Consider the following 14,287-nt stretch of genomic DNA (forward strand, 5'->3'; position numbering starts at 1 on the left):
AAGCCCGCTCCCACAGGGGGCTGGGGTGTTTGGGAGAATGTTTATAGCTGCGGGTTATCTTCCGGCGGCTTGGTCTTGTCCACACCCGGAACATGCAGGTTGCCTTCGACCACCTGGTTACCTTCCAGCTGCGGCTGCGTTACCCACGTGAGGATGTCGTAATAACGCCGGATGTTCGCCACAAAATGCACCGGCTCGCCGCCCCGGGCGTAGCCGTAGCGGGTCTTGCTGTACCACTGCTTCTGCGACAGGCGCGGCAGCATCTTCTTCACGTCCAGCCACTTGTTCGGGTTCAGGCCCTCCTTCTTCGCCAGCGTGCGCGCATCGTCCAGATGGCCGGTGCCCACGTTGTAGGCGGCGAGGGCGAACCAGGTGCGATCCGGCTCGGCGATGCTGTCGTCCAGCTCATCCTTGATCTTGGCCAGGTACTTGGCGCCACCCATGATGCTCTGCTTGGCGTCCAGGCGGTTGGACACGCCCATCGCCTGGGCGGTGTTCTGGGTCAGCATCATCAGGCCGCGCACGCCGGTCTTGGAGGTGACGGCCGGCTGCCACAGGGACTCCTGATAACCGATGGCGGCCAACAGGCGCCAGTCGACCTTTTCTTCCTTGGCGTAGGCGCGGAAGTGTTTCTCATACTTGGGCAGGCGCTGCTGCAAGTGCTGGGCGAAGGTGTAGGCGCCGACATAGCCGAGTACATCTACGTGCCCGTAATAGCGGTCTTTGAGGCGCTGCAGGGTGCCGTTCTTTTCCACTTTGTCCAGGTAGCTGTTGATCTCGTTGAGCAGGCTGTTGTCTTCGCCCGCCGCCACGGCCCAGCTCTGGTTGCTGGCATTGCCGAGGTCGAACGCCACGCGCACGTTGGGGAAGTACACCTGGTTCATCGCGACTTCGTTGGAGTCCACCAGGGTCAGGTCGATCTGGCCTTCGTCGACCATGCGCAGCAGGTCGACTACCTCAACGGCGTCGGACTCTTCGTATTCAATCGCAGGATTCTGTTTTTTAAGCTCAGCCAATTGCTCGGCGTGGGTGCTGCCCTTGAGCACCATGATCTTCTTGCCCACCAGATCGGCCGCGTTGGTCGGGCGCGATTGGCCGTTGCGGTAGATGATCTGCGGGGTCACTTCCAGGTACGGATGGGAGAAACGCACCTGTTTTTCGCGCTGATCGCTGCTGACCAGGCCGGCGGCGGCCAGAACCGGGCCGTTGGGTTTACCCAGTTGGCCGAACAGGTCATCGAGGTTGTCGGCGGTCTCGATTTCCAGCTTTACCCCCAGGTCATCGGCAAAACGCTTGACCAGTTCGTATTCGAAACCGGTTTCACCGTTGCGGTCCTGGAAATAAGTCGCCGGGCTGTTCCGGGTGATCACCCGCAATACGCCATCCTCCTTGATTCGCTCGAGCGTGCTGGGCTTATCAACACAGGCGCTGAGCATCAGGAAGAGTCCGGTTGCGATGAGCCATTTGGCGCATCGCGGGCGCAAAGCAGTTGGGGAGAACATCTGCGCAGTATACGCAAACGGCCCACGGCGCCATATCTCGACAGCGCGGGACTTGTCTGCTAGCGCCAGAAAAACTGTGCTGCAGCCCGCAGAAACGTGGCTTGGGGGCCGATTGTGACGGTTAAAATAACTGCGCCGCATGCCCTGGATAACGCCCCGATACCGTGCAATCCGTGCCAACTGACGTTCGGCAGCGGCCAGCGGTGCCGTTTCGGGTGCCGTTGGCGCAGGTTTACGCTAGAATGCACGGCCTCAAAGCACACCCCCCTTCCCGAGGCTGTCCCGAAGATGTTGATCCTGCGCGGCGCTCCTGCCCTTTCTGCCTTTCGCCACAGCAAACTCCTTGAGCAACTGAGCCAGAAGGTTCCAGCTGTTACAGGCCTGTATGCTGAATTTGCTCACTTCGCCGACGTTACCGGCGTCTTGACCGCCGACGAACAGCAAGTGCTCGCACGCCTTCTGAAGTACGGCCCCAGCGTTCCTGTTCAAGAGCCGAGCGGCCGCTTGTTCCTGGTTCTGCCACGGTTCGGCACCATCTCGCCCTGGTCGAGCAAGGCCAGCGATATTGCGCGTAACTGCGGCCTTTCGAGCATCCAGCGTCTGGAACGCGGTATTGCCTTCTATGTAGCAGGGCAGTTCAGCGACGCCGAGGCCGAGCTGATCGCCAGCAGCCTGCACGACCGCATGACCCAGATCATCGTCAGCCAGCTGGAACAGGCTGCCGGCCTGTTCAGCCACGCCGAACCCAAGCCGCTGACCGCGATTGACGTGCTCGGCGGTGGCCGCGCCGCCCTCGAGAAGGCCAACACCGAACTGGGCCTGGCGCTCGCCGAAGACGAGATCGACTACTTGGTCAATGCCTTCAACGGCTTGAAGCGCAACCCGCACGACATCGAACTGATGATGTTCGCCCAGGCCAACTCCGAGCACTGCCGTCACAAGATCTTCAACGCCAGTTGGGATATCGACGGCGAAAGCCAGGAAAAAGCCTGTTCGGCATGATCAAGAACACCTACGTGATGCACAGCGAAGGTGTTCTGTCGGCTTATAAAGACAACGCCTCGGTGATCGTCGGCTCCGTCGCCGGGCGTTTCTTCCCGGACCCTGAAACCCGCCAGTACGGCGCGGTGCAGGAGCCGGTGCATATCCTGATGAAGGTTGAAACCCACAACCACCCGACCGCGATTGCCCCGTTCCCGGGCGCAGCCACCGGTTCCGGCGGCGAAATCCGCGACGAAGGTGCAACCGGTCGTGGCGCCAAGCCTAAGGCGGGCCTTACCGGTTTTACCGTGTCCAACTTGCAGATCCCGGGCTTCGAACAGCCGTGGGAAGTGCCGTACGGCAAGCCTGAGCGCATTGTTACCGCGCTGGACATCATGATCGAAGGCCCGCTGGGCGGCGCCGCGTTCAACAACGAATTCGGGCGTCCGGCGCTGACCGGCTACTTCCGTACCTTCGAGCAATCCATCACCACCCCGCGTGGCGATGAAGTGCGCGGCTACCACAAGCCGATCATGTTGGCCGGCGGCATGGGCAACATCCGTGAAGAACACGTCAAGAAAGGCGAGATCCTGGTCGGCTCCAAGCTGATCGTGCTCGGCGGCCCGGCCATGCTCATCGGCCTGGGTGGCGGCGCAGCTTCCTCCATGGCCACCGGCACCAGCTCGGCGGACCTGGACTTCGCTTCCGTACAGCGCGAAAACCCAGAGATGGAGCGTCGCTGCCAGGAAGTCATCGACCGTTGCTGGCAGTTGGGTGATAAAAACCCGATCAGCTTCATCCACGACGTCGGCGCCGGTGGTTTGTCCAACGCTTTCCCGGAACTGGTCAACGATGGCGACCGTGGTGGCCGTTTCGAACTGCGCAACATTCCAAACGACGAGCCGGGCATGGCCCCGCACGAAATCTGGAGCAACGAATCCCAGGAACGGTACGTGCTGGCGGTTGGCGCCGAAGACTTCGCGCGCTTCCAGGCCATCTGCGAACGCGAGCGCTGCCCGTTTGCCGTGGTCGGCGAAGCCACTGCCGAGCCGCAGCTGACCGTGACCGACAGCCACTTCGGCAACAGCCCGGTCGACATGCCACTCGAAGTGCTGCTGGGCAAAGCCCCGCGTATGCACCGTTCGGCGGTACGTGAAGCCGAGCTAGGCGATGACTTCGACCCAAGCCCACTCGACCTGGCCGACAGCATCGAACGCGTGCTGCACCACCCGGCCGTGGCGAGCAAAAGCTTCCTGATCACCATCGGCGACCGCACCATCACCGGCCTGGTGGCCCGTGACCAAATGGTCGGCCCGTGGCAGGTTCCGGTGGCCGACGTTGCCGTCACCGCCACCAGCTTCGACGTGTACACCGGCGAAGCCATGGCCATGGGCGAGCGTACGCCGCTGGCCCTGCTGGACGCCCCGGCGTCGGGCCGCATGGCCATTGGTGAAACCCTCACCAACATCGCCGCGTCGCGCATCGGCAAGCTGTCCGACATCAAACTGTCGGCCAACTGGATGTCTGCTGCCGGTCACCCGGGTGAAGATGCACGCCTGTACGACACCGTCAAAGCGGTCGGCATGGAACTGTGCCCTGAGCTGGGTATCACCATTCCGGTGGGCAAGGACTCGATGTCCATGGCCACCCGTTGGAACGAGGACGGTGTCGACAAGACTGTAACGTCGCCGCTGTCGCTGATCGTTACCGGTTTTGCGCCGGTCACCGACATCCGCCAGACCCTCACCCCGCAACTGCGTATGGACAAGGGCACCACCGATCTGATCCTGATCGACCTGGGTCGTGGCCAGAACCGCATGGGCGCCTCGATCCTCGCGCAAACCCACGGCAAACTCGGCAAGCACGCGCCGGACGTGGATGACGCCGAAGACCTGAAAGCCTTCTTCGCCGTGATCCAGGGCCTGAATGCCGACGGTCACCTGCTGGCGTACCACGACCGTTCCGACGGTGGTTTGCTGACCAGCGTGGTCGAGATGGCGTTCGCCGGTCACTGCGGCCTGAACATCGTGCTCGACAGCGTTGCCGAGGATGCATCCGAGATCAACGGCATCCTGTTCAACGAAGAGTTGGGTGCGGTGATCCAGGTTCGCCAGGACGCTACCCCGGACGTACTCGCACAGTTCAGCGCCGCTGGCCTGGACGACTGCGTGGCGGTGATCGGCCAGCCGATCAACAACGGTGAAATCAACATCTCCTTCAATGGCGATACCGTGTTCGCCGGCCAGCGCCGCTTGTTGCAACGCCAGTGGGCCGAGACCAGCTACCAGATCCAACGCCTGCGTGATAACGCCGATTGCGCCGAGCAGGAATTCGACGTGATCCTGGAAGAAGAAAACCCGGGCCTGAGCACCACGCTCAGCTTCGACGTCAACCAGGACATCGCCGCGCCTTACATCAAAAAAGGCATCCGCCCACAAGTTGCCGTACTGCGTGAGCAGGGCGTCAACGGCCAGGTAGAAATGGCGGCCGCGTTCGACCGCGCCGGCTTCAATGCGATTGACGTGCACATGAGCGACATCCTCGCCGGTCGCGTCGACCTCAACGAATTCAAAGGCCTTGTAGCCTGCGGCGGTTTCTCCTACGGCGACGTGCTGGGTGCCGGTGAAGGCTGGGCCAAGTCGGCCCTGTTCAACAGCCGTGCCCGCGATGCGTTCCAGGGCTTCTTCGAGCGTAACGACAGCTTCACCCTGGGTGTGTGCAACGGTTGCCAGATGATGTCCAACCTCAGCGAACTGATCCCGGGCAGCGAGTTCTGGCCGCACTTTGTGCGTAACCGTTCCGAGCAGTTCGAAGCCCGTGTGGCCATGGTGCAGGTGCAGGAGTCGAACTCGATCTTCCTGCAAGGCATGGCCGGTTCGCGCATGCCGATCGCTATCGCGCACGGCGAAGGCCATGCCGAGTTCGCCAACGAAGAAGCCTTGCTCGAAGCCGACCTGTCCGGTTGCGTGGCGATGCGTTTCGTCGACAACCATGGCAAGGTCACCGAGAGCTACCCGGCCAACCCGAACGGCTCGCCGCGCGGGATCACCGGCCTTACCAGCCGCGACGGCCGCGTGACCATCATGATGCCGCACCCGGAGCGTGTATTCCGCGCCGTGCAGAACTCGTGGCGCCCGGAAGAGTGGGACGAGGACGGCGCGTGGATGCGCATGTTCCGCAACGCCCGCGTGTGGGTGAACTAAGGCAGTGTTCAAGCTGGCCTTTTTTGTGCCCGACAGCCATGTGGAGACGGTGAAAACCGCCGTCTTCGCCGCTGGCGGCGGGCGCATCGGCGACTACGACAGCTGCGCCTGGCAAGTGCTGGGCCGCGGCCAGTTTCGCGCGTTGGACGGCAGCCAGCCGTTTATCGGGCAGGTTGGCCAGGTTGAGGAGGTCGAAGAATGGAAGGTCGAGCTGGTGGTGGCCGATGAGCTGATCAAGGCGGTTGTGGCCGCGTTGAAGCTCAGCCACCCATATGAAACACCGGCTTATGAAGTGTGGCAGCTGGCGGATTTCTGATCCGCTGGCTGTAAAACAGGAAACCCGCTGGGCCCTTACGGCCAGCGGGTTTTTTGTTGGGTGCAGTCTTTACTTCGCAGGAGTCAGTTTTACCTCTGCCTCAAGCATTTTGAACAAGGGGAACAGCTGCTTGTAACGTTTTTCCTTTTTGCCCCAGCGATCGATGAAAAACATTCCGTTGTCGTCCACTTGAATCGGCGTGGTGACGATTTCTCCCGTACTGGAGCGATGTACCAGCCGGGTTTCCGCTCTCGATGGCCGCTCGATCAGATAGTCCCCGGGGCGGGTCAGTTTCGACCGGTCAACCGGTACGAAGGCGATGGGGGGCGGATAGCCGGTTTTGCCGACTTCGAGCTTGAAGTCACTGCGCATGGCAACCGACGTGAGGCTGTCGAGATCGCTTTCCCAGTAGCCTTGGTGAATGCCTCGGGCAAGTGCCGGCGTGCTATCCCGCACATTCAGGCTGACGGCACCCAGCATTTCGGCCAGCCCCGGCACGCCATCGTTGTTATTGGTATGGGCGCTGCCGACAAAAGCGATCCATTGGTGCGGGCCTTGCGCCGCCTGGTCGGCTTCGATGACCCTGGTGGCGAAATAACTGAACATCTGGTTTCGCGACAGCTTGGTCGACGACGGCCCTTTGAGGTGATAGCTGGCGGCGCAGTCCAGGGCCCGCACGCGAATGCCATATTTATTCGCGGCCTGCACCACTTGAGTGTAGGTGTCGGGGCCGCTGTACCCCCGCATATGCCCTTGATCCTGACTGTTGAGATAAGCCTTGAGGCGGTCGGGCATGCGCTGGGTACGGTGGAACAGATCCAGCTCGGCCTGATGCATATCGGTGAGCAGGTGTTCGACATAGAGGGTCTTGAAGCCGGCCTCCTTGAGGGTTTTCATTTGCGTTCTGAGGAACCCCTTGCTGGCTTCATGACCATGGCCTTCCCCGATCAGTAACCCGGACAGCCGGCTTTCGCTGACCTGTTGGATAAACGCTTGCGGTGTGGTGGTTGCCGTGACCACCGGCAGTGTCGGCCGGGCGGGCGGTACATAGTCGGTGAAGAAGGTTTTGGCGCTGGTGTTCAACCGTGAGCGTGTGTCGATGAATGAGTCGTAGGCGGGCTTGCGTGATTTGGTCAGCAGCCCGAATGAGCTGTCCAGGCCATGGGGCTCCCGCGCCAGCTGGCCGATATCGTCGATGAAGGCCGGCGCTATGTCGAATTCGCTGAAGTGTTCAACGACAGGGGTGGGCACCGATACAGGCGGTGGGGCAAGCTCGGCCGCCTTGTAGGCGGTAGGCAGGGTCATAAGGTAGTCGCCCTTGGCTTGGGCGTCGCCGGGTATCGAGCCAGGCGTATCAATACGAATGCCCACGGGCTGGTCCGTGCCGACATCTTCAATGCGCAGTGCGACAGCGTCATGCAGGTCTGCCATGCCTGGCGTCTGCTCGAACGTGCGCAGGCGCGACGGCTCTACCAGAGCCACCCAGCGTTCCTGCGGGGTGTTGGCCATATCTGCTTCGATGGCCTTATGCGAGTAGAAATTTCTCAGGCGGTTGTTGCGTGGCGTGGTGGGCGGCGTGTCGCCCAGGATCAGGGCGCTGTCCAGTTGGTAGGACGTCGACACGTCCAGTGCCTTGATCGCCAGGCCTTTTTCTCGCGCCTTGCTGACCAGCGCCAGATACGAGTAGGGCGCGTTCGATGCAAAGCCCATGGCCTTGTCGACGGTTTTCAAGTGCAACTGAATATGGCGCCAGGATTGTCCGCTGTTGAGTTTCTCCAGTTTTTTGCTGAACACATCCCCCGGCAAGTATTCCAGGTACAGCGTTTTGAAGCCCCGTTGAATCAGGGTATCCAGGTTGTCGATCAGCACCTGTTTGCCGGCAATGGAGCCGGGGAGGGCGCCGACGATCAAGTGCTTGTTGCCGCTGAACGCCTCGCTGCCAAGCAGTTGGGCGAATGAGGCACTGGCCTCGACAGTCGGCACACTCGTCACCGCAGGCAATGGCACAAACGCCTGGTAAAACGCCTGGGCGTCGGTGGCCAGGCGCGACACCTGCTCCTGATACGCACCCCGTGCCTTGCGCAGGTGCTGCACGGTCTGATCCAACTGCATTTGCGCAGGGAGTTGCATCACATCGGCAGACAGGATCAGCTTGCTTTTCATCTGCGGGTCGAGGATGGATTCAACGTCACGCCAATGTTTCGCAGGGACTCCGTAATCCAGAAGGGGGCCGGGGGTTTGCGGCAAGGTTTCATATTTGGGCGCGCCCCCGGCCAACCCGCTGCGTACCCACACGCCTTGAGCATCGGGCTCGGCCAGGCGGGCGGTAGACACCAGGTTGCCGCTGGCAGGATCAACGCGATGCAGCAAATACCGGCCTAGCGCATCCGGGGTAGTGGGCGCCCATAACGCCTGGCCATCGAAGATAACCGGTTGCATGCCTTGCGGGGTGGGCGACGCGGTTTCCAGTTGGTTGATCAGCTGCATCGTACGTCTTTGCCCGGTATCGGCAGCACTCAGGCGCAGCGGTTTGGCCACGGGGTTGAGTGAGCGCAGGGCGGGGCGTAGATCGGTAAACAGCGCCCCGGCGCTGTTGAACAGGTAGCCGAGGAAATGCTCGAAGGCGGCCGAGGTGTCGCCCTGGTTGTAGGCATGCCAGGCCAGCATGGCGTCCTTGAAGGCCAGTAACAGGCCGACACTCAGGCTCAGCACCGGAAACGGCGCCGTGGCAACCGCCGCTACCCACTCGATGCAGGTCCAGAGAATGCCGGTGATCATCTGTGTGCGGCTTACGGTGGTGGCTTCAACGTCGTCTATGCGGCGTTGCAGTTTCATGTTGTACAGCGCCTGGCGCATATCGGTCACCGGCGCAACGCCGCGGGTGGTGTCGTAGCGCGCCGGGCTGACGTTGGTTTTGTCCAGCTGGTCGGGGAGGTTGCGTCTGGCATCTTCAAGGAAGTTGCGAACCCGCGTGCGCGATTGCACACCCACCCGTTCGGTGAGGTAATCCACCATGCCCGGCTGCTTTTTCAACAGGTAATTGAACAGCCGTGCCTCGCGAAAGCTGATGCCATCGGGGGCATGCGGGGTGTAGAGCATCACGGGGTTGTCAGCGTGGGTGAACAGCCAGGCACCGATGACCCAATCGCCATCGATCATCAGGCGATGGATGGCGTAGCGGTTGCGGGTCTGCACCGAGGTGTCGCCCATGCCGGCGATGCACTGGTCCAGCCATTGCTGGTCAACCCCGGCGATATGGCCTTGCAGGTGGTGCTCGAGGGCGGCGATTTGTAATTGCCATTGGGTGATGGCCAGTACGGTTCTGCGGCGCAGGTCATAAGAGGGCTCGCGGTTGTTCAGCAGCGTGTCCCGCACCTTTTTGATGTAGCGTTCGCCGATCCACACGCCTGTGATCGAGCGCGCCACGTTTTGTGCGGTCAGTGGCCTCAGGTCGATGCCTTGCGGGCCTCTGAAGCGTGCCGAGTGGGAGAATTTTTCGTCGATAAACCCCACGCCATCTGCGTAGCCGTCGCGATACAGCTGGGTATAGGTTTGCGGCGCAGGTGTCCACACACCGATCAGCGCGGGCGGTGAGTAGGCCCATACGCTGTTGGGGTCGACATCGTTGCCTGGCCGACCTAGCAACTGGTTCAAACGCAGCCGCGCCTGTTGGTGCACGTAGCTGTCGAAGCTTGGGAAGCTGGCTTCCGAAAACGCCTGGGCGTTGTAGGCTCGCAGTGTGTTGTCGGCGTTTTCGTTCAGCGTCAGCAGTGTTTTTCTCTGTTCGGCGCTGGCCGAGCGAAACCACAGCGGCGTGCTGAAGTCATAGTCATCCACGCGCGTGCGCAGCGCATGCTCGGCCATTGATTGCAGGCAGGCCTGATAGCTTGATGCCGTATTGAAGGTGACCTCCTGGTGTTCCTGGTCATGGGGCTTGAAGCCCAGGTCGGCCAGCACGGTGTTCATGGTGCCGCGAAAGCGCATGGGCAGGCGCGTGATCAGGTAATCGGTGAGGCTGCCGGAAGCCGCCTCCACGCCGTTATCCACAGCCCAGCCCAGGATATGGGCCTGGCACAGCGCTTCGCTGTCGAAGGCCATGAATTGCTGCGCACGCGGTGCCTGCGGAGTGCACAGCAACACGCGCTTGATTGTGCCGGTGCTATCGGCCTGGCGCAGTGCCCACAGGTCCAGCAGTTGCGCGCCATGCAGGGACAGCGCGCCGGAGCCCAGGCTGGCGGCGCTCAGGTGCGGGTCGCTGCCGGCGCGCAGGCGCTGGATCAACTGGAAGTCATCGTCGCTCAAGTGGCTTTGCAGCACGGCGGTGTAGGCCAGTGCATTGATCCGCCGGTCCAGCATCTGTTCGATGGCCTGCCTGAGCGCGGGACGGCCATGCAGGTCCTGTTGCACCTGGGCAAAATCGATACGCGGCTGCAGGGTGTTCAGCTGCTTGGCGAGCCAGGTGGGGGTGAGGTCGTTGTACGCCTCGGGCAGTGCTGCACCGTGATAAGTCAGCGTGGTGTTTTGCACAAAGTCCGAGCCCGGCAATTCGTCGCCGGTGTGCAGGCCACGCAGGGCCAGGTCGATCAGGTTGCGCTGTTGTTCATAAGGGCCCAGGCCGGGCATCTCACGTCGGGTGGTGACCAACAGGTGCTCGGGCTGTAGGTCGTCAATCTCCAACTCGTCGCTCAAGCGCTCACGCCACTGATGGGCGGCCAGGGTGTGGGGTGTGGCGGCTGGGCCGAGCAGGTCAAGCAGCGTCTGGCGCGCTTGGTCGTACTGCCCCAGATGTACCGCCAGTTCGGCACGCCGGGTTTCGCTGGCGCTGCGATACCAGTCAGGCGCAGTCTGACGCAGGTGGCGTTCGAGCAGGGCCTGGGCGCGCAGTTCAAGGCGGGCGCTGAAGTCGGGCGGGGTCGTGGTGATGGCGGTGTCGAGGGCGCTGTGTAATTGGGCCGGGTCGCGACTCGGGTTGTCGGCGAAGCTCAGCGCGTAATCGATATCCTGCGTGCGCTTGTCCACCTGGGTATCGAACAGGTGCTCGAACAGCGGCTTTTCGTTGATGCTTGCCAGCGCCAGCGGCCAGATGCCCGCCGCCGTCAGGGTGTGGTAACGCCGGGGCAGCAACATCATGAACTCATGGCGGCTGTTGGGGTGGTTGATGAGTTGCAGCAGGCGCTCGTTGAGTTCGCCCAGTGAGTCGAACGCTTCAATGCCCCGCACCGGTGTGAACAACAGCACCCGCCCGACAGCTTCGGTGGCGGTCAACGACGTAACGCTCGGGCTGTTGTTTTGCGTAGCGACAAAGGCGCCCGCCAGCTCGATGGTTTTATCCTGATAGTCGAACCTCAGGGCATACAGGCCCGGCCGCAGGGAAGGGGCCGACCGCACCTGCGCCAGCATCGCGCTGTCTTGCGGGTGCAGCAGACGATCCTGAACACCCAGCCGTGCCTCGTACTCCAAGGCCGTAAGTCCCGCCGCGTCGATCAGGAACGACTTGCGTGAGGCGCCGTTGATCGGCTCGCGCAGGTCCATGTCCAGCAGCTCGGCGTTGAGACTGCGCTTGAGTGTGTCGACCAGTGCTTGCCCTTGTGTGCTGTGCAAGTCACTGCCGGACAACGCTGCGTAAAGTTTGCGGCTCTTGGCGAGTAGGGTTTGGTAATGGGTTTTGAGCAGCTTGTTCACACGCTCCAGATAAGCCTGCTCGGCAGACGGTTGGTGCTCGGGCAGCAACTGTGCCGGGCTCAGAAACAGGTGGCCGCCGATCTGGTGGAGCGAGCCTTTGATATCTTCGAATGACAAGGTGGAAGTGCTCATCGGCACATTCTCCATGCTAAGGGTTAGAGGCCTTAGCTTGGGGAAGGGGACGGGGGATGGGGCTGTAGATAGATAGTCGTGTTGTAAGGAGTTTTCCTACGAGGCTTTCAGGTTGTCCCTCGGAACTGGCTTGAATAGTCTTCGTGGGTCGCTGCCAATTCAGCGACCGGGACTGCAAGCCCGCCGAAATTATGTTGGAGCTCATAAGCGCCGCTATAATCGTGGCGCTTTTCATAGTCATCGCTTTATGGTGGCTGTGTGCGGGAGACCTTTGGGTCTACCCGGGAGGCTCCTTCCTTGGTCTTGCAGGCCCGCGCACAGCTGCCACCCATCATCTGCAAGTGATGTTGGTAGTTCCCATTATTTGAGGAGCATTACCATGATCAAAGACAGTCCAAATCCCCCATCTGACTCTCAGCCCACTGACCAACTTTTCACCGTACTCCCCAACCTGAACAGCGAAACCCTGCTGGCCAACGCCTCTCAAGACCTGGCATCAGTGCAGGCGCTGGCGGGTAATCTGGCATTTGATGTCGACGGCCCGCAACGCGATGCGGTGCTGGGGATTCATCGGATGGTGGAAGGGATTCAGTTGATGGTGGATCGGGTGTTGGATTTGTTTGAGGTGCCTGAGCAGAAGTAACAGGGCGCCTGTGAGGGCCGTTCGCGAGCAAGCCCGCTCCCACATTTTGATGTGTGAATACATTCAAATGTGGGAGCGGGCTTGCTCGCGAATAGGCCAGAACAGTCACTCCACCGCTAAACCCTGGCACCCACCTCACGGCTACCGACCAACCGCTCCAACGCCTCACCCAACCCCGATGCCTTGTCACCAATCAACAGATGCCAAACACCGCTATCAAGCTGGCTGACACCTTGGCAACCCAGCGCGGTCAGGTCTGCTTCAGACAATACCGAATCATCCCCCAGCTCCACCCGCAACCGCGTCATCGCCACCGCTTCCAGCTGGCGCACGTTCGCCCGGCCACCCAGGGCATTCAGCCATTTCTCTGCGTCGTGCAGGTTCACCGCTACCGGCTTATCCACTGGCGCGGTTGCAACAAACGACGGCATCGCCAAGCGAATTTCATCGGCAATGCTGTCGGCCAGTGGCCCCACGACCACCTGCAAACTCCCGCCATTGCCGGGCCGCACCACGGCCATGGCGCCCAGCGCTTTCAGTTCGGCATCCACTGCCTTGTTGCGATCCACCATGTCCAGGCGCAGACGCGTGGTGCAGGCGCCCACACTCAACAGATTGGCCGCGCCCCCCAGCGCACGGATATACGCCCCGGCCCGCTGGTTGTCGCTCATCGCCTCAGCCTGCGCGACCTGGATGTCCTCACGCCCCGGCGTCTTCAAATTGAAGCGGCGAATGCAGTAGTTGAACACGCTGTAGTACACCAGCGCATACGCCAGCCCGACCGGGAACACCAGCCAGCCATTGGTGGACTTGCCCCAACCCAGCACCATGTCGATAAACCCGCCGGAGAAGGTAAAACCCAGGTGGATATTGAGCATATTGGTCACGGCCATCGACAGGCCGGTGAGCAGCGCGTGGATCAGGTACAGGAACGGCGCGAGGAACATGAACGCGAATTCAATCGGTTCGGTCACGCCGGTGAGGAACGAGGTCAGCGCCATCGATAGAAAAATCCCGCCCATGACTTTGCGCCGCTCCGGCAGGGCGTTGCGGTACATCGCCAGGCAGGCAGCGGGCAAGCCGAACAGCATCACCGGGAACATGCCGGTCATGAACTGGCCGCCCTTGGGGTCGCCGGCAAAGTAGCGGGTCAGGTCACCGGTGACCACCGCGCCGGTGGCCGGGTCGGTGAAGCTGCCGAACACAAACCAGGCCATGTTGTTGAGGATGTGGTGCAGGCCGGTGACGATCAGCAGGCGGTTGAACACGCCGAACACGAACGCACCGAAGCTGCCGCTGTCCATCAGCAACACGCCGAAGCTGTTGATGCCGTGCTGGATCGGCGGCCAGATCAGGCCGAAGATCACCCCCAGCGCGACGGCCGAGAACCCGGTGACAATCGGCACAAAGCGTCGCCCGCCGAAGAACGCCAGGTACTCCGGCAGCTTGATGTCCTTGAAGCGGTTATACAGCGCCCCGGCCATCAAGCCGCTGGCGATACCGGCGAGCATCCCCATATTGATGCTGCTGTCCATCACCTTGAGCGTGGAGACCATCACCAGGTAGCCAATCGCCCCGGCGAGCCCCGCCGTGCCGTTGTTGTCGCGGGCAAAGCCCACGGCAATGCCGATGGCGAAAATCAGCGCGAGGTTGGCGAAGATCGCTTGCCCCGCGTCGTGCATCACGGCGATGTTCAGCAGGTCGGTGTCGCCCAGGCGCAGCAGCAGGCCGGCAATCGGCAAGATGGCGATAGGCAGCATCAATGCACGGCCCAGGCGTTGCAGCCCTTCGATGAATAGTTGGTACATGGCGGGTCTCCTTTTTCTTG

Annotated in this window: 5 protein-coding genes and 1 pseudogene; 3 read left to right on the plus strand and 3 right to left on the minus strand. The window is 61.7% G+C overall.

The window, feature by feature from the left end:
• Positions 1 to 41: 41 nt before the first annotated feature.
• Entirely contained in the window at positions 42 to 1,502 is a 1,461-nt protein-coding gene (mltF, locus tag LRS56_00910; GenBank protein ID WDU63184.1) for a membrane-bound lytic murein transglycosylase MltF, read from the minus strand.
• A gap of 288 nt (positions 1,503 to 1,790) precedes the next feature.
• Between mltF and purL the strand changes: the two are divergent.
• Positions 1,791 to 5,686, plus strand: a pseudogene (gene purL / locus LRS56_00915) (phosphoribosylformylglycinamidine synthase).
• 4 nt (positions 5,687 to 5,690) lie between these two features.
• A complete protein-coding gene (locus LRS56_00920; protein ID WDU63185.1) occupies positions 5,691 to 6,002 on the plus strand; it encodes an NGG1p interacting factor NIF3 in 312 nt (103 codons plus the stop codon).
• Between the two features lie 69 nt (positions 6,003 to 6,071).
• Here LRS56_00920 and LRS56_00925 read toward each other — a convergent pair whose 3' ends face one another.
• Complete coding sequence (locus LRS56_00925) at positions 6,072 to 11,816, minus strand: membrane-targeted effector domain-containing toxin (GenBank protein ID WDU63186.1); 5,745 nt, start codon at positions 11,814 to 11,816, stop codon at positions 6,072 to 6,074.
• 379 nt (positions 11,817 to 12,195) lie between these two features.
• Here LRS56_00925 and LRS56_00930 point away from each other — a divergent pair, with 379 nt between their 5' ends.
• The gene (locus LRS56_00930) at positions 12,196 to 12,459 is read left to right on the plus strand and encodes a DUF6124 family protein (GenBank protein ID WDU63187.1); all 264 of its coding nucleotides are present in this window, start codon (positions 12,196 to 12,198) and stop codon (positions 12,457 to 12,459) included.
• Positions 12,460 to 12,575: 116 nt separating this feature from the next.
• Here the strand turns inward: LRS56_00930 and nagE are convergent, their stop codons facing one another.
• Complete coding sequence (gene nagE, locus LRS56_00935; GenBank protein ID WDU63188.1) at positions 12,576 to 14,267, minus strand: N-acetylglucosamine-specific PTS transporter subunit IIBC; 1,692 nt, start codon at positions 14,265 to 14,267, stop codon at positions 12,576 to 12,578.
• Between the last annotated feature and the right edge of the window lie 20 nt (positions 14,268 to 14,287).

The sequence above is a fragment of the Pseudomonas poae genome (assembly GCA_028869255.1).
Taxonomy (GTDB): domain Bacteria; phylum Pseudomonadota; class Gammaproteobacteria; order Pseudomonadales; family Pseudomonadaceae; genus Aquipseudomonas; species Aquipseudomonas poae_C.